General features: G+C 49.6%; 25 protein-coding genes. 14 read left to right on the forward strand and 11 right to left on the reverse strand.

Annotated elements, in window-relative coordinates; all coding sequences use genetic code 11:
* Positions 1 to 65 precede the first annotated feature (65 nt).
* On the reverse strand, positions 66 to 788 hold the full coding sequence (locus GKO28_RS09590; RefSeq protein WP_203564075.1) for an SPOR domain-containing protein: 723 nt from the start codon (positions 786 to 788) through the stop codon (positions 66 to 68).
* Between the two features lie 280 nt (positions 789 to 1068).
* Between GKO28_RS09590 and GKO28_RS09595 the strand changes: the two genes are divergently transcribed.
* The 4 genes from GKO28_RS09595 (at position 1069) to GKO28_RS09610 (ending at position 5095) form a co-directional block, all read left to right on the forward strand.
* Positions 1069 to 1533: a DUF1456 family protein gene (locus GKO28_RS09595; protein ID WP_182076108.1), complete on the forward strand. Its 465-nt coding sequence runs from the start codon at positions 1069 to 1071 to the stop codon at positions 1531 to 1533.
* A gap of 150 nt (positions 1534 to 1683) precedes the next feature.
* On the forward strand, positions 1684 to 3093 hold the full coding sequence (argH, locus tag GKO28_RS09600) for an argininosuccinate lyase (protein WP_182076109.1): 1410 nt from the start codon (positions 1684 to 1686) through the stop codon (positions 3091 to 3093).
* Between the two features lie 183 nt (positions 3094 to 3276).
* On the forward strand, positions 3277 to 3744 hold the full coding sequence (locus GKO28_RS09605; protein ID WP_182076110.1) for a GNAT family N-acetyltransferase: 468 nt from the start codon (positions 3277 to 3279) through the stop codon (positions 3742 to 3744).
* A 322-nt stretch (positions 3745 to 4066) separates the two neighbouring features.
* Positions 4067 to 5095 carry an oxidoreductase gene (locus GKO28_RS09610; RefSeq protein WP_247646457.1) on the forward strand — a complete coding sequence of 343 codons (1029 nt, stop codon included), beginning with the start codon at positions 4067 to 4069 and terminating at the stop codon, positions 5093 to 5095.
* Here the strand turns inward: GKO28_RS09610 and GKO28_RS09615 are convergent.
* From GKO28_RS09615 to GKO28_RS09630, 4 genes are all read right to left on the reverse strand, one after another.
* Positions 5048 to 5437 (reverse strand): hypothetical protein, encoded by a 390-nt coding sequence (locus GKO28_RS09615; protein ID WP_203564076.1) that lies wholly within the window; start codon positions 5435 to 5437, stop codon positions 5048 to 5050. The two genes, GKO28_RS09610 and GKO28_RS09615, sit on opposite strands and share 48 nt — an antisense overlap.
* Positions 5438 to 5531: 94 nt before the next feature.
* Positions 5532 to 6227, reverse strand: coding sequence for a patatin-like phospholipase family protein (locus GKO28_RS09620; protein WP_203564077.1), 696 nt, complete (start codon positions 6225 to 6227; stop codon positions 5532 to 5534).
* A gap of 87 nt (positions 6228 to 6314) precedes the next feature.
* Positions 6315 to 7100 carry a 3-hydroxybutyrate dehydrogenase gene (locus GKO28_RS09625; protein WP_182076112.1) on the reverse strand — a complete coding sequence of 262 codons (786 nt, stop codon included), beginning with the start codon at positions 7098 to 7100 and terminating at the stop codon, positions 6315 to 6317.
* Positions 7101 to 7194: 94 nt separating this feature from the next.
* A complete protein-coding gene (locus tag GKO28_RS09630; RefSeq protein WP_247646458.1) occupies positions 7195 to 8001 on the reverse strand; it encodes a copper homeostasis protein CutC in 807 nt (268 codons plus the stop codon).
* A gap of 253 nt (positions 8002 to 8254) precedes the next feature.
* Here GKO28_RS09630 and GKO28_RS09635 point away from each other — a divergent pair, with 253 nt between their 5' ends.
* From GKO28_RS09635 to GKO28_RS09660, 6 genes are all read left to right on the forward strand, one after another.
* On the forward strand, positions 8255 to 9547 hold the full coding sequence (locus GKO28_RS09635; RefSeq protein WP_203564310.1) for a tryptophan--tRNA ligase: 1293 nt from the start codon (positions 8255 to 8257) through the stop codon (positions 9545 to 9547).
* 273 nt (positions 9548 to 9820) lie between these two features.
* On the forward strand, positions 9821 to 10612 hold the full coding sequence (locus GKO28_RS09640) for a hypothetical protein (RefSeq protein ID WP_182076115.1): 792 nt from the start codon (positions 9821 to 9823) through the stop codon (positions 10610 to 10612).
* Positions 10613 to 11565: 953 nt separating this feature from the next.
* A complete protein-coding gene (locus GKO28_RS09645) occupies positions 11566 to 11748 on the forward strand; it encodes a hypothetical protein (RefSeq protein ID WP_182076116.1) in 183 nt (60 codons plus the stop codon).
* 62 nt (positions 11749 to 11810) lie between these two features.
* Positions 11811 to 12248, forward strand: coding sequence for a hypothetical protein (locus tag GKO28_RS09650; protein WP_203564078.1), 438 nt, complete (start codon positions 11811 to 11813; stop codon positions 12246 to 12248).
* Entirely contained in the window at positions 12202 to 12981 is a 780-nt protein-coding gene (locus GKO28_RS09655) for a hypothetical protein (RefSeq protein ID WP_203564079.1), read from the forward strand. The genes GKO28_RS09650 and GKO28_RS09655 overlap by 47 nt, the downstream gene beginning before the upstream one ends.
* 19 nt (positions 12982 to 13000) lie before the next feature.
* Complete coding sequence (locus GKO28_RS09660) at positions 13001 to 14113, forward strand: FUSC family protein (protein ID WP_182076117.1); 1113 nt, start codon at positions 13001 to 13003, stop codon at positions 14111 to 14113.
* A 59-nt stretch (positions 14114 to 14172) separates the two neighbouring features.
* Here GKO28_RS09660 and GKO28_RS09665 read toward each other — a convergent pair whose 3' ends face one another.
* The 6 genes from GKO28_RS09665 to mutM form a co-directional block, all read right to left on the reverse strand.
* Positions 14173 to 14691 (reverse strand): hypothetical protein, encoded by a 519-nt coding sequence (locus GKO28_RS09665; protein ID WP_182076118.1) that lies wholly within the window; start codon positions 14689 to 14691, stop codon positions 14173 to 14175.
* A 388-nt stretch (positions 14692 to 15079) separates the two neighbouring features.
* Positions 15080 to 15658, reverse strand: coding sequence for a hypothetical protein (locus tag GKO28_RS09670; RefSeq protein WP_182076119.1), 579 nt, complete (start codon positions 15656 to 15658; stop codon positions 15080 to 15082).
* A gap of 335 nt (positions 15659 to 15993) precedes the next feature.
* Positions 15994 to 16710, reverse strand: a complete 717-nt coding sequence (locus tag GKO28_RS19740) for a hypothetical protein (RefSeq protein ID WP_247646459.1) — start codon at positions 16708 to 16710, stop codon at positions 15994 to 15996.
* Positions 16710 to 17048, reverse strand: coding sequence for a hypothetical protein (locus tag GKO28_RS19745; protein WP_247646460.1), 339 nt, complete (start codon positions 17046 to 17048; stop codon positions 16710 to 16712). Before GKO28_RS19745 ends, GKO28_RS19740 begins: the two co-directional genes overlap by 1 nt.
* Before the next feature lie 2 nt (positions 17049 to 17050).
* Complete coding sequence (locus tag GKO28_RS19750; RefSeq protein WP_247646461.1) at positions 17051 to 17989, reverse strand: dynamin family protein; 939 nt, start codon at positions 17987 to 17989, stop codon at positions 17051 to 17053.
* A gap of 88 nt (positions 17990 to 18077) precedes the next feature.
* Entirely contained in the window at positions 18078 to 18893 is an 816-nt protein-coding gene (gene mutM / locus GKO28_RS09680; protein ID WP_182076120.1) for a bifunctional DNA-formamidopyrimidine glycosylase/DNA-(apurinic or apyrimidinic site) lyase, read from the reverse strand.
* Between the two features lie 158 nt (positions 18894 to 19051).
* On the opposite strand from mutM, the gene GKO28_RS09685 reads away from it, so the two are divergent.
* The 4 genes from GKO28_RS09685 to ispE are packed head-to-tail and all read left to right on the forward strand — an operon-like array spanning position 19052 to position 22204.
* Positions 19052 to 20503: a tetratricopeptide repeat protein gene (locus GKO28_RS09685; protein ID WP_182076121.1), complete on the forward strand. Its 1452-nt coding sequence runs from the start codon at positions 19052 to 19054 to the stop codon at positions 20501 to 20503.
* Positions 20457 to 20771, forward strand: a complete 315-nt coding sequence (locus GKO28_RS09690; RefSeq protein WP_182076122.1) for a M48 family metallopeptidase — start codon at positions 20457 to 20459, stop codon at positions 20769 to 20771. Before GKO28_RS09685 ends, GKO28_RS09690 begins: the two co-directional genes overlap by 47 nt.
* The gene (gene lolB, locus GKO28_RS09695) at positions 20772 to 21347 is read left to right on the forward strand and encodes a lipoprotein insertase outer membrane protein LolB (RefSeq protein ID WP_182076123.1); all 576 of its coding nucleotides are present in this window, start codon (positions 20772 to 20774) and stop codon (positions 21345 to 21347) included.
* On the forward strand, positions 21344 to 22204 hold the full coding sequence (ispE, locus tag GKO28_RS09700) for a 4-(cytidine 5'-diphospho)-2-C-methyl-D-erythritol kinase (RefSeq protein WP_247646462.1): 861 nt from the start codon (positions 21344 to 21346) through the stop codon (positions 22202 to 22204). The genes lolB and ispE overlap by 4 nt, the downstream gene beginning before the upstream one ends.
* Positions 22205 to 22215 lie beyond the last annotated feature (11 nt).

Here is a 22215-nt window from a genome sequence, read left to right on the forward strand (position 1 = left end):
GGATGGGGCAGATTTGCCCGATCCCGACTTGCTGCTTGCCCCTACTTATTCGCGCTGCAGTTTGTTTAATTGGCTTTCACCATGGCACTATCAATGCCATTGGCTTTGAGCTGGCCGCGAACTTTATCTAGATCAGCAGTCGTATTAAAAGGGCCAACGCGAACTCGGTGCCAAATGCCTTTGTCAGGAATATCTGAGGTGAGAATGCGCGATTCAATGCCCAATAGCGCCAACTTGGCTTTTAGGTTATCGGCATCGCCTTCGTCTTTAAAGGCACCGACTTGTAACCAAGCATTTTTATTGGCATCCGCCTTGGGTGTGGCAGCGGGCGCAGCGGTTGGGCTGGCGCTGGTTTTTGGGCTGGCGGTTTTTACCGGTGCTGGCGTGCTGGCTACGGCCGACTCTTCGTTGAGCTCAGGCAATACTTTATAAAAATCAAAACGCTCGCCACTGGCGTTGGCACTTGCTGGTTTACTAGCGGCCGTGCTGGCTGGGACGGGGTTGAGCGCGACTTCTTTGCCATTGCCTGGCAACAAGACTTCTGGTGGCGCGACGGCGGTTTCTGGCGCAGAGCTCACGGCGTCCGCTGGGGTGGTATTGCCGTTTTTAAACGGATTACCACTGCGATTTAAATACAGCGCCACGGCGACTGCAATGGCAATACCGACAAATAAACCCAGTAGCAAACCGGTAATTAATGAGCTGCCGCCACTTTTACGTTGGCTATTGGCGCGGCTGCTGCTGGCATTGCGGTTACTACTGCGGATGGGTTTCATATCACGGCTCATGGCTTACTCTGTTCTCCGGCGGATAAGGCCTTTTTATCGCACAGCAGGGTATTGAGCACTGTGCGAAATTGATTCTACGAATCGCGTGATTCTACCGCGCTTTGCAAGTTCCAGCAGCGCATTATCAACACAACGCCGATAAGGCTAGCCGCATCGGCAGAAAAAACGACAGCACAAGCTGCCGTTTTGGCGTTGCCGAGCGTATGGCGCGGTGATTGCCCACGGCGAAGCGCAGCGCAACAGGTACAATGGAGTCACTCTGAATGAAAGGATTGCAAACATGTTAAATAACGACGTACTACGTAGCATTCGCTATATGCTCGATTTGAGCGATGCCAAATTAGTCGATGTACTGCAATTGGCTGGGCAAACTTTAGATAAAACCACGATGGTGGCGTTCTTAAAAAAAGAAGAAGAGCTCGAATATCAAGAATGTGATGATGTAACAATGGCCAATTTTCTCGATGGTTTGGTGTATTACCGCCGTGGCAAAGACGAAAGCCGTCCGGCAATGCCGATTGAATTGCCAGTGACCAATAACTTGGTGCTTAAAAAATTACGCGTCGCTTTTGAACTCAAAGACGATGATATTTATGCAATGTTGGCCGAAGCCGGATTTGAAGTATCCAAGCCAGAGCTATCGGCGTTATTCCGTAAAAAAGATCACAAGCATTTTCGCCCTTGCGGCGATCAGTTCTTACGCAACTTCCTTAAAGGCTTAACGCTGCGCGTTCGCGGTCGATAAGTGGCTGCTGATGGTGTTGGGTGTCTCTTTGTCGTCGTAATGCGCGCTTAAAGTGCGCTGTTTCTGGCGCGTGTAGCAAGTCGCGTGCAGGTTTGGCTCGGCTATCGTTATAATCGCTTTTATTGTTCCAACTATTTCTGGATTTTTCGCATGTCCGAATCTGCAAACAAAGCTTGGTCTGGTCGCTTTAATGAACCAGTGAGTGAATTGGTAAAGCGGTATACCGCATCGGTATTTTTTGATAACCGCATGGCGGAAGTCGATATTCAAGGCTCACTCGCGCACGCTGGGATGCTCAATCAAGTGGGTGTTTTATCGGATGAAGATTTGCGTTCGATTCAAAGCGGTATGGCCGATATTTTGGATGATATCCGCGCTGGCCGTTTTGAATGGAGTTTGGATCTCGAAGACGTGCATATGAATATCGAGCGCCGTTTGACCGATAAAATCGGTGATGCGGGCAAGCGTTTGCACACCGGTCGTTCACGCAATGACCAAGTGGCAACCGATATTCGTTTGTATTTGCGCGAAGCGATTGATGTTTTGCTGCGCTTGGTGCGCGAACTGCAAAAATCCTTGCTCGATTTGGCCGAAAGCAACGCCAGCACCGTCATGCCCGGCTTTACTCATTTGCAAGTGGCGCAACCGGTGACTTTTGGTCATCACATGTTGGCGTATGTTGAAATGCTCGGCCGCGACGCTGAGCGTTTGGTCGATACCCGTAAACGGGTCAATCGCATGCCTTTGGGCTCTGCGGCATTGGCCGGAACGACATTCCCGATCAATCGCTCAATCACTGCGAAGTTATTGGGTTTTGAAGGCATTTGCGAAAATTCACTCGACGCCGTGTCAGATCGTGATTTTGCGATTGAGTTTACTGCCGCTGGCGCTTTGATCATGACGCATTTGTCGCGTCTTTCTGAAGAACTGATTTTGTGGATGAGCCCGCGCTTTGGCTTTATTGATATTGCCGATCGTTTTTGTACTGGCTCGTCGATCATGCCGCAAAAGAAAAACCCCGACGTACCTGAACTGGTGCGCGGTAAAACTGGCCGGGTGAATGGTAGCTTGATTTCATTGCTGACTTTAATGAAAGGCCAACCATTGGCCTACAACAAAGACAATCAAGAAGACAAAGAGCCGCTATTTGATACTGTAGATACGCTCACCGACACTTTGCGGATTTATGCCGATATGATGCGCGGTATTACCGTGAAGCCTGATGCGATGGAGCGTGCTGCCAAGCAAGGCTTTGCCACCGCCACCGATTTGGCTGATTATTTGGTCAAGCGCGGCTTGCCGTTCCGTGACGCGCATGAGGCCGTGGCTTTGGCGGTACGTTACGCCGAGCAAAAACGCCAAGACTTGTCGGATTTAACCTTGGTTGAGTTGCAAAGTTTTTCTTCTTTAATCGAAGAAGACGTTTGCCATGTACTGACATTGCAAGGCAGTTTAGAAGCCCGCAATCACGTTGGTGGCACGGCACCTTTCCAAGTGTTAGTGCAAGTGGCGAAATGGCGTGAACGTTTTAGCCTGCTAATACTGTTTTACCTGCATTAAAAAGCATCATTCATCCTTATTGATTAAGGAAAATGGTGCTTTTTTATTCTGCAGCGGTCTTTATTGCTGGCGGAATGCGATTACTCGCGGCAAAAACAGTACTTTATTTTTATGTTTTGAAATCTATGCGAATGATTCCAGTCAGAATGATTGGCGTTTAATTGATTTATTTTGAGTTGAATTATGGATATCGTTTGGCGCTGGCATACTTTTAATACATTTGATACCGCAACATTGTTTGAATATTTACGGCTAAGACAGCAAGTATTTATTGTTGAGCAAGCCTGTGCTTATGCCGATATCGATGATTTGGATTTAGTTTCAACACATTTATTGGCGTATTGCGATGATCGTTTAGTGGCGTGCTTACGCTTGGTGCCGCCGGGCTTAAAGTACACCGAGCCTTCTTTGGGACGCGTGATTATATCGGCAGATTTCCGTGGCACAGGTCTTGGGTATCAGCTCATTAGTCAGGGGTTAAAAGGGGCTGTAGCGCAATACCCAGAGCAGGATAATAAAATTGGCGCTCAAGCGCATTTGCAAAATTTTTATGCAAAAAGCGGCTTTGTGACCGTCTCTGCGCCTTATCTTGAGGACGATATTTCTCACGTTGATATGCTATGGCATTATTCACCAGATGCCGCTTGTTAAACCTTCTCGATTAAAAATAATATCCATTGTTTTTAAAAACGGTACTAAAAAACAAAGTCTTGAATTCATTGCTGAATTAATACTGAGAATCTAAAGTTTTTGTCAGCAATAATGAGTCATCAACCATGAATCTGCCTGCGGAATTAACTTAGCGACAAGGTTTTTTTTTTTACGTTATAAGCATACTCAGAGATTCATATTAAAGACGTTGTCGACCGCTTTGTTTTCATCGCTTACCTAGTTTGATTGGCGGAAATGCTGGTGGCGATGACGTTTTGCCATAAAACTTTTGCACGAGTACTTATGCCAAAGACCAAAATTTTTGCGCGTAGGCCTGATTGGTTATGGCTACGCGGGTAAAACTTTTCATGCGCCACTGATTAATGCTACGCCAGGACTCAGTCTGGTCGCCATTGCCAGCTCGCGCCCAGCGGATGTGTTGGCCGATTGGCCGGATATTGTGGTGAAAACCGAGCCGGATCGTTTATTGGCGCATCCCGGTTTAGATTTAGTGGTTATCGCGGCACCGAATGACGCACATTATCCCTTGGCTCGCGCTGCAATTGCCGCCGGCAAACATGTGGTGATTGATAAGCCTTTTACTTTGAATGTGCGTGAAGCAGAAGATTTGTCCGTGCGCGCCGAGCAAGCGGGTTTATTGCTTTCGGTGTTTCATAATCGGCGCTGGGACAATGATTTTATCGCTTTGAATGAGATGCTACAAAGTGGCGTTTTAGGCAATGTGGTTGAATTTACCTCCCGTTTTGATCGCTATCGTCCCGAGGTTAAAGCGCGTTGGCGTGAAGCCAATGTGGCTGGTGCTGGGCTGTGGTATGACTTAGGGCCACATTTAATTGACCAAACATTGCAGTTATTTGGCATGCCTAATGCCGTAACAGCCGATTTGGCATTGCGGCGCAGTGGCGCGCTGGCAGTGGACGATTTTCATGTGATTTTGCACTACCCAAAAATGCGGGCGATTTTGGCGGCCAGCACTTTGGTGAGCGGCGGCACCGCCCGCTTTTTGGTGCAAGGTACTGAAGGCGCATGGTCGGTGAATGGGCTGGATGCGCAAGAGACTTGGTTAAAGGCTGGATTATTGCCTGAGCATGCTGCTTGGGGTGATGACCCTCGGCAGGCGCAGCATTTTCAAAGTCAAAATGATCAAATTTCTGCCAAAGCCTTGCCTTTACCCGCTGGCAATTATGCGGCGTATTACGCTGGGATTCGCGATGCCTTGCTGGGCTTGGGAGAAAGTCCAGTGACGGCGGCACAGGCGCGCAATGTCATGCGGATTATTGACCTAGCCATTCAAAGCGACGCGCAAGGTTGCCGAGTGATGGTGCTTTAAAATAGGCCCGCGGTAAGCTGGCCTTGCCGCGAGCGGCTTTAAGCCGCAGCCAGTCGTTCTGCCAAGAAATGGCGAGCTTGTTGCTCGCCATCTTGCATTAATTTCTGGATGTTTTTTTGGGCTGCGATCGAGCTTACTTTCATAATCTAAGGTGTTTTGCAGCGCCTCAGACATCTCAATAAATGGAATATGGTAGGGGCGAATATCGTCACTGCTAAGGCAACGCGGTAGCTTAATCGGTGCTTTAACACCGGTTTTGGCTAAAAACTCGGGCGTAAAGGCCTGATTGAGCAGTAATTCATTCAGGGTGCGAATGCTGGTCAGTTGCTGAAATAACGACATATTGCCGATCATTTCATTGCGGCGATCAGAAATCGCCTCTGGGGACTTGGGTACGGTTTTGCAGCCCGTTGGATTGATTTTGATTACCCAAATCTCATCCGGTAGATTGTTTTCGCCAACATAAATTTGGCTTGATCACTTCATCAACTGGCGGGTTGTCAGAAAACAAACCATCCCAATACGCGTGACCATCAAATTCAACCGCCTCAAAAATATTCGGCACCGCGCACGACGATAAAATATGCTCGGCGCGAATCGCCTCGGTGCGCGAATTAAATTTCGCCAATTGCCCAGTTAACACTTCAGCCGCACCCAAAATCAGCGCGGGCATTTCGGTATTGGCACCCATGGCTTTAAGTTCAGCAAAATCGATATGCGATTCGAGCAAGGAACGAAAGTCGGTAAAGTTTGGTCGAAATTGCTTGCCCGTCATGCTGCTCATCATTTGCATTAAGGGCGAGTAGGGGCTGATATTAAATTGCGGCATTTGCCCGCTATTCACCTTACGCATCGCGTCCACTAAGTAATTATTGAATCTTAATTCGGCATCCGATTGCGCGGTATTATCGGCCCATAAATCCAGCATTCGCTGCGGAATGTAAGCGTCTTTTTTTAGTATGGCGTACCAAATCAGCGTGGCGCACAGCGCACCGCCCGAAGTGCCGGTAATGCTGACCAGCTCGTAATGCTCGGCAAAACCATTGTCGTATAAGGCTTTGAGTGCGCCAGCGGTAAAAGCGGTTTGGCTGCCGCCGCCTTGGCAGGTGATCGCGATTTTCTTTTTGCTCATGATTGATCCTCGGTGTTATTCGCCCGCTATGCCCGCGTTTTCAGTGGCTGGAAATCTCGGCGTATTGGGTGCGGTCCTTAATGATGATTAATGCGCCGTCCAGCCGCCATCAACTGGCAGCGCGGTACCGGTAATCGAACGCGCACCATCGCTGCATAAGAAACTGGCTAAAGCGCCCAACTCATTGACTTCAACAAAGCGTTTGGTTGGCTGTGCGGCGAGCAACACGTCGCGAATCACTGCTGCTTCGCTAATGCCACGCGCTTTGGCGGTATCGGGGATTTGTTGCTGTACCAGCGGTGTCATCACATAACCGGGGCAAATGGCGTTGGCGGTAATGCCGTGTTCGGCCAGTTCCAGCGCCACGGTTTTGGTGAGTCCTAAAATGGCGTGTTTTGACGCCACATACGCCGATTTAAACGGCGAGGCGACTAAGGCATGCGCCGAGGCGATATTGATAATGCGTCCCCAGCCGCGTGCTTTCATGCCGGGAACGGCAAGGCGGATGGTGTGAAACGCGGCCGATAAATTCAGCGCGATAATTAAATCGTATTTTTCGGGCGGGAAGTCTTCGATCGGGCTAACAAACTGCATGCCAGCATTGTTGACCAAAATATCCACGCGGCCACATAGTGCGTCGATTTGCTGCATTAAGTCTTCAACCGCCGCAGTTTTACTCAGATCGGCGGCGATGAAATGCACTGGGGTGGCAAATTCGACGGCTAAATTGGCGCGGATGATTTCGATTTGCCCCGGATCGCCCAAACCATTGAGAATAATCGTCGCGCCTTGCTGGGCTAAAGCGCGCGCAATGCCCAGACCAATACCGCTGGTTGAGCCCGTAATCAAAGCAACTTTATCTTGGAGTGACATGATTCATCCTGCGCGAGTTGGCATACATAACAACATACAGCAAATGCGCCGGATAACCAGATAGAGTCGAAAGTTTTAAGTCAAACTGTAGACATTAATTGCGTAGCGCTGCGGCATTTTGCGCATTGCTGAGTAACTCGCGCACCAATTGCGGATCGGTCTCCACCACGCTGTATTCATCTTGCCCCGGCGCGCCCATTTTGACGTTGGGATTACGGTAAACCATGCCACTAGGGAACGGCGCGCGGCCTGAGCTATGAAACTCATTACAGCCAGTAGCCGCCACCAGCTCAGCGATATTGTGGCCACGAACGCCCGCACCCGGCATAACAATTAAGCGATCGCCCGCTTGCGCTTGCAGTGCTTTAAGTAACGCCGCGCCTTCGAGTGCGCTCGCCGCTTGCCCGCTGGAAAGCAATCGCACACAGCCGGCGCTAATGATGTCTTCTAGTGCTTGCACCGGATCGCAAGCCACATCAAAGGCCCGATGAAACGTTACTGGTATCGGTGCCGCCAGTTCAACCAAGCGTTTAGTGCGGGGTATATCAACGCGGCCATCGCTGGTTAATAGGCCGATGACAATACCGTCAACGCCTAACCTTTTACACGCCAATACATCGCGCTCCATCACTTCAAATTCTAAATCGCTATACAAAAAATCGCCGCCGCGTGGGCGAATGATCACGTGCAACGTAATCCATAAGCGATCGCGCGCTGCCGCCAGTTGGCCATACGACGGCGTGGTGCCGCCTTCGAGCAAGTTGTCGCAAAACTCAACGCGCTGCGCGCCGCCTTCTTGTGCTGCAAGGCAGGACGTCACCGAGCCGGCGCAAATTTCGAGGGTGATGGCAGAGTGAGTAGTGGCGTTCATCGTCGTGAGTCCAATTGAAATGAGTGCCATGATTATCGGCGACTTAGCGCGCTTTGTGCTCAATATGCTGCGCTGAAATGACCAAAATTCGTCATCGCATCAACAAAATCTGCGCTAAAGCAAGCCCAAGCCCGATAACGGTTGACGGTAATGGCCCGCTCAAGTTGTTGCATCCGCTCGCTGCGTCTTGGCATAAAGCAGCGGCAAGCGCACAGACGCTATGGTTTTGCTGCGCCGCCTGCTAGACTTGCCGCCATTGTATTGCGTGATGATTAAAGGATTTGTGATGAGTTTGCGTGTTTTAACGGGCATTACCACGACGGGTACACCGCATTTGGGCAATTATGTGGGCGCGATTCGCCCGGCGATTGTCGCCAGTCAACAGCCCGATAGCGACTGCTTCTTTTTTATGGCGGATTACCACGCGCTGATTAAATGCGACGACCCTGCGCGCATTGAGCGCTCGCGCCTTGAAATCGCCGCCACTTGGTTGGCTGCGGGGCTCGACCCAGAACGCGTCACGTTCTATCGCCAGTCTGACGTACCGGAAGTAACCGAACTCAACTGGTTGCTCACTTGCGTTACCGCCAAAGGGCAAATGAACCGCGCCCACGCCTACAAAGGCGCAACCGATGCCAACGAAGCTGTCGGTGAAGACCCCGATGCGGGTATCACCATGGGCTTGTTCTGCTACCCCATTTTGATGGCCGCCGATATTTTGCTGTTTAACCCGCATAAAGTCCCCGTTGGCCGCGATCAAATTCAGCATATCGAAATGACCCGCGACGTTGCCGCGCGTTTTAATCACTTATTTGGCCAAGGCAAGGATTTCTTCGTGTTGCCAGAAGCGCATATTGAAGAACAAGTCGCCACGCTACCGGGGCTTGATGGCCGCAAAATGAGTAAATCGTACGACAACACCATTCCGCTGTTTGAAGGCGGCGCCAAAGCCCTCAAAGACGCCGTGGCCAAGATTGTTACTAACAGCCTATTGCCGGGCGAACCGAAAGACCCAGAATGCCATTTGGTCACCATTTACGAAGCGTTCGCGACGCCTGAGCAAGCCGCAGCCTTCCGCGCGCAACTCGTTGCGGGTCTGGGCTGGGGCGATGCGAAAAAGCAATTGGTAGAACTCATCGACGCGCACATCGGCCCAATGCGCGACAAATACCAAGCCTTGATGGCGCACCCTGAGCAAATCGAAGAATTGCTCCAAATCGGCGCCGCCAAAGCCCGCGCCGTTGCCGCGCCGCTACTCAAGCAAGTGCGCGAAGCGGTCGGCCTGCGCCGCATGAACGCGCTACCGGCGGTGAAAGAAAAAGCCGTCAAAATCGCCTTGCCAACGTTCAAGCAATTCCGCCTTGAAGACGGTCAGTTCTACTTCAACTTCAGCGACGCTGCGGGGCGTTTGCTATTGACCAGTTCCGGCTTTGCCTCGGGTAAAGACGCGGGGCAGTGGGTTGGGCGTTTGAAGAAAGACGGCGCCGCCGCGTTGACTGACGCACCTGTGGCGTTGGCGGACGGCGTGAGTGCCGATGATGTCGCTGCGGCGCTGGTGGCGTTGACGGTGGAGTGATGAAGGTGGGGCGCAATGCTGTGGCGTTGCGCCGTATTCCATGAGTCGGCGAAATAAAGTGTAGGGTGCGAAAGCTGCGCGCATTCCACTGTTTGTTGGTAGTTCGCAAATCGGTGGAATGCCTTTCAGTTATTCTATCCTACGCGCTGATGTAAACAGCTCGGCTTCATTAGGCTCATGTGCGCACCATCCTACGATTGCTATGTGTAGTTGGAGTTTTTGGAAAATTCATTGTTATGAGTCATGATTCAATGAAAATATAGAGAATAAAAAATGAAGCTGCAAAATGCATTTGTATGTTATTTAGATTTGTTGGGAGTAAAGAATAAGACGGGAAGAGGCACTTTAAAAGAGCTAAATGCGCAAGTGGAGCTACTTGGTTCTTTTATGAGGGAAATTCAACGAAGGCAAACAGGATATGCACGAAATATTTCTATGGGGGAGTGTAATAGTTACATCAAAGTTTTTAGTGATAATATCGTACTTGTTATGCCGCTAAAAATAAAAGATAAAGTAGATTCCGCACATAGATTTAGTATTTTATTAAAAAGTATTGAAGAAGTTCTCAGTGAGGCTAGTTTTGCAGGGCTGCTTATTCGTGGCGGAATATCTTATGGTAAAGCGATATGCAATGATTTTATGGTGGCGGGTGATGCATTAATTAAAGCATACAATATTGAGTCAAAGATATCAAAATATCCACGAGTAGTTATTGATCGAAGTATTGGTGAACTAATAGAGGAGGTTCCATACAAAGTTGCTAAAGATCTCGATGGCGAGTTGTTCTTTCATTATCTATATGACGCATCAGAGTCTTATTTAGGGTTCAATAAACGTCATGTTGAAAACTGTATAAAAAATACTGGGCAAGACATATTTAAGTATATTGAAAAATATCGCTGGTTGATCGATTATCACAACGCTTGTTGTAAAGAAAAAGATAGCCTCTTAATGATTGATCCATCAATAATTGGAACTATTGAGCTACAAACAAAAATCAGCACCGTAGGTTGGGCTAAGCTTGCGCAGCCCAACGTTTACTGCGACAAACAACCGCCCGATTAACCCCGGCGGTTTTGTTTTTTATGCGGCTGCGCCGCGTGGTTTTTGGTGCGCGTTCCGCCGCGCGGGCAGGAAGGGGGATTTGCTTCTGCAAACCCCCCTTCACCCCAAAGCAGCCCCGAGCGCGCATCGGTCCCCGATGCCCTCGATTGTCGCGAGCCAAACGATAAAACCGTTCGTCTCACTCCGCACTCGGTGCGCTTAGACGGGATCTCAAGCCCCAGACCCACGATCAAGATGATATTAAGATGTATTGCCAGCAAAGCATTGCTGTTCAAAGGCTAGACGCAAATACATCACTGATGTAACTGCGTACGTCGCAATGCTTTTGTAGGGCGTCAATGAGCGCAGCGAATTGCGCCGTATGCATGCCGCATGCATGCCGTATCAAACAACCGCCCGATTCATTCCAGCGGTTTTTATTTTTTATGCGGCTACGCCGCGTGATTTTTGGTGCGCGTTCCGCCGCGCGGGCAGGAAGGGGGATTTGCCCCACACCCCACAAAGTTTGCAACTTTGCGGGGGCCCCGTCATCTGCAAAGCCCCCTTCACCCCAAAGCAGCCCCCGGTATCTGCGCCGACTTCGTCGGTGCCCTCGCTGCGGACAATCGAGGCGGTTGCGCTCAAAACTCGGCCTGCGGCCTCAAACAATGAGCGCAAAAACCCCGCCCCGCTTGTTCCTCGCTCGGCTTGGTACAGGGGATGACCAGCCCCAGACTCACGATCAAGATGATATTTAGATGTATTGCCAGCAATGCATTGCTGTTGAAAGGCTAGACGCAAATACATCACTGATGTCACTGCGTACGTCGCAATGCTTTTGTAGGGCGACAATAAGCGAAGCGCATTGCGCCGCGCGGAGGGTGTATTGTTAGCTAGACCTTGTTTTTAAATGACTGTATTTAAATACCTAGGTAGGGTGTGCAAATCTTTGATTTGCGCACGCGGATTCGGTGTTGATTGGTTTTCGCGATGCTGAATTCATCGCATTAGGTGCGCAAATCCCTGCGGAATTTTCACACCCTACGGATGTCGATGTATCAAATAACCGCCCGATTAATTCCGGAGGTTTTTTACTGCGCGGCTTGTTATCGCATCATGAGGCTGGTGCTGATGGGCTGGTGCGGTGCTGGAATTGATGTATTTTATCGTGGCGATTGATTGATCATGCTTAGGGGGCTATACCCCTTTATGGTGGGTGGTGGCGTGGTGGCTGCTGTGGGATGGTCGGGCTTGGTTTGGCGTGAAGGAGTTTTGGGTGGCGGCGACACTTAAATCACAATTTGGTTTGGATATTGCGAAGCAGATTGCTCAGCATATTTCGGCGGTGTGGGGCGAGTTTGATGCTCGGGCTTTTTGTGCTGAGGTGGCACAAGGCTATGAGGAGTTAGCGTTGATGCCGCGGGCGCGGCGGGTGGCTAAGGTGTTGGCGCACTATTTGCCTGCGGCGTATCCAAAGGCGTTGGCGATTGTTTTGGCGTCGATTCAGGTGGCTAAACCCGAGGCCAAGGCGCAGGGGATGGCGGGTTTTTTTTATTTGCCACATACCTGTTTTTGTTGCACAACATGGTTTAGCGCATTTTGCCGAGTCGATGCAGGCGCAATATATTTTGACGCAGTATTTCAGCGCCGAATTTAGTATTCGCCCATTTATTGTGCGTTATCCCGAGCCGGCGCTGGCGCTGCTGGCTAAGTGGGCGAGTGATGAGAATGAGCATGTACGCCGCTTGGTGTCAGAAGGCACTCGGCCTCGCTTGCCGTGGGGGAGTCGATTGGCGGCGTTTCAGCGCGATCCTCGCCCAGTATTGGCTTTGTTAGAGTTGCTCAAAGATGATCCGGCGTTGTATGTGCGCCGCTCAGTTGCGAATAATCTTAACGACATTGGCAAAGATAATCCGCAGGCTTTATACGCGACGGCAAGTGCATGGCTGCGCGGGGCCAGTGCCGAGCGGGCATGGATTGTGCAGCATGCTTTGCGCTCGGCGATTAAGCGTGGTGAAGCAGGGGCATTGGCGGTGCTGGGGGTGTCACCGGCGGCGCAGTTGCAGCTGGTGACGGCGAGTGTCGGGCCGGCGCAGGCTCAGTTGGGTGAGGTATTACGCGTGGCGCTGCAGTTGGAAAATCGCGATAACACGCGGCAAAAATTCGTCATTGATTGCCAAATTCATTATGTGAAAGCCAACGGCCAAACTCGCGCCAAAGTGTTTAAGCTCAAAACCCTCCACTTGGCTGCCGGTGAGCGCGTGGCGCTGAGTAAAAGCATTTCGCTGGCGAATATGAGTACGCGGCAACATTATGCGGGCCGACATCAAGTCGATGTGTTGGTGAATGGGGTGGCGCAGCCGGTGGGGGTGTTTGAATTGCGCTGCTAATGCGGACAAAGGAAACACCATGCAATTTTCATTTTTAAATCAATCCAAGGCGATACACACCGATTTAAAGCAGGCTTGGCTGAATATCATCAAAAATAATGAGATTTCAGTCTTGGATGTGGCCGCGTCGGTGTGTTCGGTGGCGTTGGCGATTTTTATCGCGCATCAACTGCATTTTGAATATTCGATGTGGGCGGCGTTTAGCGCCTATGTGGTGATGCGGCCGTTTTTTAATCAGACCTTAACGCGGGGTGTCTTAAGAATCGTTGGCACTTTGCTCGGTGGTGCGGCTGGAGTGGCTTTGGCGCTGTTTTTTCCGCGGGAACTCAATTTATTCAGCGTGTGTGCGATCTTTTTTATCGTCAGTAGCGTAACGGCGTATTACGCCAACGTCGTTTCTGATCAATACAATTATGCGGTGCTGTTTTTTGGTTTAACGTTCAGTTTAATTGTCGGCTACGCCTTTGCTTATCCGCAGCAAGATATTGTGCATATTGGTTGGATGCGGGCGGCCGATGTGATGGTTGGCTCTTTATCGACGATTTTTGTGTCGGCTGTTTTGCAATTCATCGTCAAAAAACCAGCCACTTCGCCGCCAGCCAAAGCCCGCACGTCGCCACCGGCTCAACAAGATCAGCAATATTTGCCCTTTGCGCTCTTGGCGGGTTTATCGACTGGATTAACGCCACTCTTGGTGATTTGGGGTGGGCAAATGATTTTTATTCAAGCGACAGTGACTATTTTGGCGGTATCTAATCAACCACGGGTGGCGTCGATTAATTTGCCGGCGGCATCGATGAAAAAACTGATGTACCGCGCCATCGGTTGTTTTGCGGGCGCTTTGCTTGGCATGGCCTTTAATTTTATCTGCGTGTTTTTCTCGTCCTACGCGCTCTTGATGCTGCTGACTTTGCTGGGTACGGCGGTGGGCAAAATTTTGCAAGATAGCAACGCCGAGTCGTCGTATATGGGCGCGCAATTTGCCGTGGGTTTATTGATGGTGAGTGTGCACGATTCGGTGGCCTTGCTCAATGATCGCTTCGGTGTGCATCGATTTTTGGGGGTGATGGTGGGCTTGGCCCTTTTGGCCGGGATGCTGGCGCTATTTGCGCCTCGGCAAAAACCAAACTAACGGGGTATATCTATGTGGCTATTAATTAATAATATCTAGATAGACATACCCTGCAAAAATTATTTTAGCTTGGCGTCGTTTGCAAATTGGGCGAGCAGATTTTGTACTGCAGGCATAAAGGCTTGTGCTGTTTGATTGCAGGCGGTTTCGCCGTAAAAACTGGTGGTGTATTTATAGAGTTCTTGCTTGGTGGCCGAGTTGCCGTTGCTTGACGACATGGTGAGCGACAAAGTCCATAGGCCAGCCATTGAATCAAATTTTACTTCATCAAGTACGCCGCTCAGTACCAGGGGTGATTGTGCGTCATACGCGCCAGCAAGTTTTAATTCGTCTTTGACTGCGCCGCTCACATAGTCAGCAAAAGTTTGATTGTCTGGCGTTTTAATTGGGCCTACACCACGGCACATGATTTCGGTTTGCGCAGCTTGTTTGGCGCTAAATGGCGCTACGTTGAATTTTTTTTGGCTATCGCGGTAAGCAACCACATTGTCAGCTTTGACTGAATAGCGTTGCACGGTATAGGTTGAGCAGCCGCTCATTAAAACGACCAAGCCCAGTAATGACAAATTGCGTAACATAATTGAAAAATTCTGCTGTTTTTTGTAAGGGTGTGAATTATGCAAATGCAGAGCATAAATCGCAATATTTATTTGTCATGTGTTGGCAAACTTCGCAACCTAAATCAATGCCCCCTGTTTAGACTTTGCGCTTGGCGGTGTGATGAATAAAAGCCGAACTCGGGATGATTATTCGCGGCGGTTGATGCGGGTGGTGCAGTTGTTGTGGCAAGAGCCGACGCGCAATTATTCGCTGGAGTACGTGCGATTAGCGCCGCTTAATTGCACGTATGCAATTATTGCAATCAATGTGAGAGGGTAGCGGGGAGGCATCCGATTTCGCTATCCTCTATCGGGATTACCACGCAGTCTGTGTGCGCAAATAGAGCCTTGCGCATGTAACTCGGCTTTATTTTTTAAAAAGACCATCTTTTTGCATAGATTCAACTATCCTTTTGGCGAAAAGAGGGGCGGAATAAACTTTTATAATTTCATCTTTTCGTAATTTATCATTTGGTCTTGTCGTTTCATAGGTGTTCAATGAGTATGAAGTACTCGACCAAATAAGTTGTTGGTTAGTTATATCGGTAAGTTTTAATGAATAGTCGACGCGTACCCAGCATTTAGGACTGCAGTTGGCAACCAGTTCATTGATAGGGGTAATTTCAAGGTTGTATTTTGATTCTGAGTTAAGGTTTGATTCGAATAATTTTAATTCGGTATCGATATTTTCAGGGAATTCTTTTCTAAGTTCTTCCAAATGCTCTTTGAGCATATAGGCTACATATATTTTGTCGTTTTGCGTAATTTGTGGCGTATAGCCTTTGGCTGATTTTGTTATGTTAATCGGAAGTTTAGTTTTTGTTTCAAGTGTAATATTTAAAGAGTTAATCTGCGCTTTATATGCGGGATTAATATAGTTTGGCTGTTTCGAGGCACACCCAATTAGTGCCAATAAGGATAATGTCACACAGATTGTTGTTTTCATAATTTCAGGTTGGTAGTTTAATGGGTTGCAAAATTTGAAACCAATAATACAAATATACAAAACAAAAATACAAGTTATTTCTTATTTATTAACCATTTTGCAGTATCAATCGGAAGAGGCATCAAAATCGCATCCGCATCTGCACCGGTGTGAGTGTTGTGGAGGTGACTGACAGCCGCGTTCCGCGCACTTAAAACGATGAATACGTCATCTGAATAGCTCCGTCATCATTGGGTATAGGTGTCTAGGCTTTTAGTAATTTGCCTTAGCGAGCAATACCTAGCGACAATAAAAAACGCAGCCTTTGGGCTGCGTTTTGCTTGGGCGTGAAAAGCTTAAGCTGCTTTGGCGAACACCTGCATTTCGGCTTGTAGTGCGCCGTAGACTTGGCGCAATTTGCCGTTCAGCTCGGTGATTTGTTCGGTGAGCTGGCGGTTCATTTCTTCCAATTCTTGGATGCGGTCTTCTAGCGTGGTGGTGGCGTTGTGAATGCGTTTAATGCTTTCAAGGCGGCGGCGCAGTTGCAATTGATGTTCGCGCACTTGCGTTTCCATGGGCGCCATCACCGCTTTGAGCCAGTTTTCAACGTCGCGGTTGGCGACTTCAAATACGTAGACCACGCGGCTGGCGACGGTTTCAAAGAATTTGCGCGTTAAACGCCCTTGGCTGGTGGTGAGTAATTTGCCAATGGTATTGAAATGCTCGCGGAATGATTTTTCTAAACGGGCGAGTTCTTTGTGGTATTTCAGCGTTGAAAACGGCGGGGGCGTCACTTGGCCCAGACCGTGCTCTTCGCTAAATTTTTTGTACATCGCCGCCATCATCGCTTGGATTTCGGCGACTTGTTCGGCCGATTTGGCAATCGAGCTGTTCACGTCAATAAAGAAATTATCCATTGTTGAGCGTAAACCGCCTTCGCCAAACGAGAACAAGCTACGGTCCATTTGGTCGCGGATGCGTTCGATTTCAGCTTTGAGCGCTTCTTTACCCAGTAGCGAAAATAGCTTATTGGTTTGCTGGCTAAAGACCGAGCGTAGCGCTTGAAAGCGCACTAAACCTTGTTCAAAGTGTGTTTTTTGTCTTCGCTGACTTTGACCATCATTTGTGCAATGACGTCTTGGTTTTTGCCGCGTAAGCCGGTTAATTCGGCCAGTTGCTCTTGGACGCCGTCTTGACGCGCTTGCAAAATAGAGCGAATGGCCGAGACCAGGTCTTCGACTTCGGTTTGGGTGGCATCGCGAACGATGTCTTGCTTGCCGGGCAGTAGATCGTCCGATAGCGCGCGCTCAAGCACGCTTAAGCAAGATTTTTGTAGCAGTACATCGTCGTTTTGTACTTTGGCCAGCAAGGCTTTTTGTGCCGAAACCGGGTAAACCTGACTGCTTGGCATCGCTAATAATTCAGCGGGGTTTTAACTTGTTTGGCAATTTCAGCATCGATTTCGGCGCTGGTGCGTAAATCATCCCACAGGCCGTCGATTTTATTGAGCACGACTAAGCGGCCACGTTTGCCGCTTTGATTGCGAACGATGTGATTGCGCCAAACTTCGATGTCAGATTTAGTCACGCCGGTGTCGGCGGCCAAAATAAATAAAATCGCGTGTGCGTTCGGTAGCAAATTGAGCGTGAGTTCGGGCTCGGTACCGATGGCGTTTAAGCCCGGCGTATCCAGAATCACCAAGCCTTGTTCTAGCAAGGGATGCGGGAAGTTAATCATGGCATGGCGCCAGCATGGGATTTCGACTTCGCCATGCACGTCCAGCGCCACTACTTGATCGGGATCGCCTTCGTCGTAAAGTCCAAAGCGCTTAGCGGTTTCCACACTAACGCGCTGGGTGCGGCCGATTTCTTTAAAAGCGTCTTGCATCGAATCGGCGTCGTCAATATCGAGGGCAATGCTATGCCATTCCTCGGGGTAGCGACGATATTCTACCGTGGTGACGTTATTGCCGCGCGTTTCGATCGGCAGCAGTTGCAAGCTCGGTACGCGGCCAGCGTCAAATAACAGTTCAGTCGGGCACATGGTGGTGCGCCCAGCAGATGAGGGCAAAATCCGCTTGCCATAGTGGGCAAAAAAGATGGCGTTGATGAGCTCAGATTTACCGCGTGAGAATTCAGCAACAAAGGCAATATTGAGTTTGTCTTCTTTTAAGCGGTCGAGCAGTCCTTGAATTCGCAGTGTGGTTTGTGAATCATTGAGGTCTTGCTCGTTTAACCAGCGCGATAATTGCGCAATGGATTGGCTTAAATGACCACGCCAAGCACTATAGGCTTGAAAGTCAGCGACTAAATGGTCGTTGGCAGCTACAGGCTGTAGATCGTCGGTACTCATACTGTCCCCTTGCGTGAAAACGCGTGCTCAGCGGGTTGATCCCGCTTTAATATATTAGAATTGCTGGGTCTGACTTACCAGAGATTTATTAAAGCTGGCAGTTGTTGCAATAAAACGTAGCGCGTTGGCCTTGGCGCAGGGTGTTGATCAAATTGCCGCAAACTCGACACGGCTCACCAGTTCGACCATATACATAACTATTGAGCATGAAATAGCCATGATTACCCTCACTATCGACATAATCCTTTAAAGTGCTGCCGCCTGCAGCAATCGCTGCATGGAGTGTTTCTTTTATGGCAGCGACTAAGCGCAATCGTTCTTGCGCGCTTAAGCTTTGCCCGGGGCGCGTAGGATGGATTTTGGCGCGAAATAGCGATTCGGAAGCATAGATATTGCCAACGCCAACGACGACATGATTGTCCATGATCAGTTGCTTGATGGCGGTGCGGCGTTGACCGATTTTTTGCTGTAAAGCCAGCGCGTCAAAGGCGTCAGACAACGGCTCTGGGCCGAGTGATTTGAGTAATGAATGCTCATCTATTGGGGTATCGCACCACAACCAAGAACCAAAGCGACGTGGATCGTGATACCTTAGTCTTTTGCCGTTATCTAAAATCAGATCGATGTGATCGTGTTTTTCTGCTGGATAGGCTTCGGTGAGAATACGTAAGCTACCTGACATGCCCAAATGAATAATCAGCGTGCCATGCTTAAATCCCAGTAGCAAATATTTGGCACGGCGGCCTATGCTGTTAATAGTCTGGCCACCAATCAGGCTGGCTAAATCAGCGGGAACAGGCCAGCGTAAACGGCCATTGCGAACGATAAGCTCGCTGACTTTGGCATTGATTAAATGATCATGAATGCCACGGCGAGTGGTTTCTACTTCGGGTAATTCTGGCATGGTGTGGGCTCGATTAAAGCGAATCTATGCGGTATAGCGGTGTGCTGTACTTGCGAGTTTGGACTTTCGCCCCCAGTTTACCTAATATCGCGTCTTAAACTTTCAAATCTTGGAACTGACTATGTCCTTGCGCTCTTATTCATTGATTGCGGTTTTCCTTGCCGGCTTGTTCAGGATGCGCGGCGCTGACGTCTTCAAACCAGCTGGCAGATGCCAGTCGCACCGCCGCAACGGCGGAGTCTGCTTCTGAGGTGGAAAAATTAGACGGCTTTGATCCGAGTATTTTGCCAAAGATTGAGCTCAGCGACGAATTAATGATGCGCTTTTTAGTTGGCGATATCGCTGCTCAGCGCGGTAATTCGGCGTTGGCAGCACAAGCTTGGCTGGATTTGGCACAGCGTACGCAAGACCCGCGCACAGCCCAGCGTGCAACGCAATTGGCTTTGTCAGCCGGGCAACTGGTGGTGGCACAAGAGGCTGCACTATTGTGGGTGGCTGGCGCGCCCTATTCGATACAGGCACGACAAATTTTGGTGAGTTTATTGATTCGCAGTAAACGAATCGATCAAGTTGAGCCGCATTTACGTGTGCTGCTCAATGCCAAATCATCGGAAATGGCACCGTTTTTTATGCAAATGCACCAGTTGTGGGATAAAAACAGCGATCGCGCCGCCGTGGTGACGGTGACCGAGCAATTGAGCGACGGATTTTTAACCATGCCTGAGGCGCGTTTTGCGCGTGCGGTGGCGTATAGCAATGCGGCGGATGATGCTCGTGCTTTGGCCGAGCTGGATGTGGCATTGAGCTTACGCGCTTCGTGGGAACCCGCGATTTTGTATAAGGCGCAATTGCTATCCGGTAAGAAAGACCCCGCGCTGACTAAATTATTACAAGACGCAGCTAAAGCCAACCCGATGTCGACGGCGATTACTTTGGCGCAGGCGCGCAATATGGCCGAAGAACAAAATTATCCTGCCGCGCAGCAGCAATATGAGGCGGTTTTAAATCGTGATCCGCAACAAATTGAGGCTTTGATTGGTGCGGGTTTGATTGCGCTTGAGCTACATGATTTAGCGCGAGCGCAGCGTTATCTTGAGCAAGCGGTGGCGTTAAACTCCAAAATTGCGCCGCAATTGGCGATGTATTTAGGGCAAATTGCCGAGCAGCAACGCCGAGATCGTGATGCGGTGCAGTGGTATTTGCAAGTGAACGACACGCAAGCCGAGCGCGCGCAGGCGCGTTTACCACGGTTGTACGCGCGACAGGGTGAACAAAAATCGGCTGATGCGGCGTTGGCGGCGTTACCCGTTGAGTCGTTGAATCAACAAATTAATAAAGCGCAAATCGAAGCGCAAGTTTGGCGTGAACGCAAAAATCTAACGCAAGCGGTTGCGGTGATGACTGCGGCGATTAAACGTCATCCTAGTTCGGCCGAGCTCTATTATGACCGTTCTTTATATTTGGATTTGATTGGGGATATTCCTGCCGCAGAGGCCGACTTACGCCAGTATCTACAGCTAAGCCCTGGGCATGTGCATGGCCTTAATGCCCTTGGGTATATTCTTGCCAACCGCACTGATCGTTATTTCAGAAGCCAATACCTACCTTGAGCAAGCCATGGCTAAAGAGCCCAATAATCCGGTGGTGCTCGATAGCATGGGTTGGCTGCGCTTTAAGCAAGGTCGCTTGAATGAGGCGGCGGAATTATTAAAACGCGCTTTTGCGCAGTTGCCTGATCCGGAAATTGCCGCGCATTATGCCGAAGTGTTGTGGCAAAAAGGCGATAAAAAACAAGCCATCAGCGTGCTTAATGCGGCGATTTTGCTGGAGCCAGATGATGAAAACTTGCTCGCATTACGTCAAAAGATGGGCTTATAAGTGCTGGCGGTTGTGCGTAAACGCTTGACGTTGGCGGTGCATTTTCGCTCGCTTGCTAGCTTATTTTTGCTGGCGTTGTTGTCCGCCTGTGTGCAAGCGCCATTAAAACCGCCTAGCGAGGGCTTTGCTGCGCAGGGTCGCGTTAATATTCGCAGTCAAAATCAAGCCAATACTGCAGCGTTTCATTGGGTCGCCAGCCCGCAGCAAGATGTGTTGTCACTGTCGTCGCCACTGGGCAATATCTTGGCCCAATTAACGATTCAGTATCAGGCTGGCGAGATTGTTAGCGCACAACTGCAGCATGGCGCAACAATTGATATTGCCGATCAGCCAGAGGCGCTGTTGGCGCAAGTCACTGGATTGGTGTTACCTGTTGCTGGAATGCGCTGGTGGTTGCGTGGCCAACCCGATCCTAAACAGCCTTTTACGCGTGGTAGCAATGATTTTGAGCAGTCGGGCTGGATGATTCGCGCCAGTGATTATCGCGATGGAAAATTACCGTATCGCGTTGAGCTAAGTCGTGAAGATTTGCGTGTTTTAGTTTTAATTAATGAATGGAGTCATGCTACCCCATGAGTTTTACCCCTATGGTTGATGAGCAGGGCTTTGCGGCCTTTCCTGCTCCGGCTAAATTAAATTTATTTTTACATATCGTTGGCCGCCGTCAGGATGGCTATCATTTACTGCAGTCGGTGTTTCAGCTGATTGATATGCACGATACGATCTGGCTACGACTACGCCAAGATGGACAAATTGTTCACCATAATCCTTTGCCAGGTGTGCCTGCTGAATTAGATTTAACAGTACGTGCCGCGCGTTTATTGCAGCCCAAAGACTCAGACTTGGGGGTCGATATTCGGGTGGATAAGCGTCTGCCTATGGGCGGTGGCGTCGGCGGCGGTAGTTCGGATGCGGCAACGGTATTCTTGGCTTTAAATCAGTTGTGGCAACTGCAGCATTCGCGTGCCGATTTGATGGCGCTCGGTTTGAGCTTGGGGGCGGATGTACCGTTTTTTATTTTTGGGCATAATGCCTTTGTCGAAGGCATTGGCGAAATCATGACGGCGATTGAAACGCCGCAACGTTATTACGTGGTTTTGCATCCTCAGGTGCATGTTTCTACCCCCGAAATTTTTAAAGACCCTCTCTTGACAAGAAACAGCCCCTCTATTAAAGTTGGCGACCTTGAAGACGCAGTCACACGTAATGATTTGCAAGCGTGTGCAGTGCGAAAATATCCCGAAATCGCTGAACAGCTCAATCTATTACAGCAGTTTGGTGATGCCAGAATGACCGGATCGGGTAGCTGTATATTTGTAGAAATGCCTTCACAAGCTGCTGCAAATACTGTATTATGCGGCCTTCTTGAAAGTATCAACGGATTTGCAGTGCAGACGTTAAATCGTCATCCGTTATACGAGTACGCTAAGTAGTCAATTAGCAA

The organism is Deefgea sp. CFH1-16 (assembly GCF_016881365.1).
Lineage (GTDB): Bacteria > Pseudomonadota > Gammaproteobacteria > Burkholderiales > Chitinibacteraceae > Deefgea.

Coding starts and splice junctions, on each gene's coding strand:
- GKO28_RS09590 (WP_203564075.1), bottom strand. CDS start 788: ATGAGCCGTGATATGAAACCCATCCGCAGTAGTAACCGCAATGCCAGC.
- GKO28_RS09595 (WP_182076108.1), top strand. CDS start 1,069: ATGTTAAATAACGACGTACTACGTAGCATTCGCTATATGCTCGATTTG.
- argH (WP_182076109.1), top strand. CDS start 1,684: ATGTCCGAATCTGCAAACAAAGCTTGGTCTGGTCGCTTTAATGAACCA.
- GKO28_RS09605 (WP_182076110.1), top strand. CDS start 3,277: ATGGATATCGTTTGGCGCTGGCATACTTTTAATACATTTGATACCGCA.
- GKO28_RS09615 (WP_203564076.1), bottom strand. CDS start 5,437: ATGTCGTTATTTCAGCAACTGACCAGCATTCGCACCCTGAATGAATTA.
- GKO28_RS09620 (WP_203564077.1), bottom strand. CDS start 6,227: ATGAGCAAAAAGAAAATCGCGATCACCTGCCAAGGCGGCGGCAGCCAA.
- GKO28_RS09625 (WP_182076112.1), bottom strand. CDS start 7,100: ATGTCACTCCAAGATAAAGTTGCTTTGATTACGGGCTCAACCAGCGGT.
- GKO28_RS09630 (WP_247646458.1), bottom strand. CDS start 8,001: ATGGCACTCATTTCAATTGGACTCACGACGATGAACGCCACTACTCAC.
- GKO28_RS09640 (WP_182076115.1), top strand. CDS start 9,821: ATGAAGCTGCAAAATGCATTTGTATGTTATTTAGATTTGTTGGGAGTA.
- GKO28_RS09655 (WP_203564079.1), top strand. CDS start 12,202: ATGCAGGCGCAATATATTTTGACGCAGTATTTCAGCGCCGAATTTAGT.
- GKO28_RS09660 (WP_182076117.1), top strand. CDS start 13,001: ATGCAATTTTCATTTTTAAATCAATCCAAGGCGATACACACCGATTTA.
- GKO28_RS09665 (WP_182076118.1), bottom strand. CDS start 14,691: ATGTTACGCAATTTGTCATTACTGGGCTTGGTCGTTTTAATGAGCGGC.
- GKO28_RS09670 (WP_182076119.1), bottom strand. CDS start 15,658: ATGAAAACAACAATCTGTGTGACATTATCCTTATTGGCACTAATTGGG.
- GKO28_RS19745 (WP_247646460.1), bottom strand. CDS start 17,048: ATGCCAAGCAGTCAGGTTTACCCGGTTTCGGCACAAAAAGCCTTGCTG.
- GKO28_RS19750 (WP_247646461.1), bottom strand. CDS start 17,989: ATGAGTACCGACGATCTACAGCCTGTAGCTGCCAACGACCATTTAGTC.
- mutM (WP_182076120.1), bottom strand. CDS start 18,893: ATGCCAGAATTACCCGAAGTAGAAACCACTCGCCGTGGCATTCATGAT.
- ispE (WP_247646462.1), top strand. CDS start 21,344: ATGAGTTTTACCCCTATGGTTGATGAGCAGGGCTTTGCGGCCTTTCCT.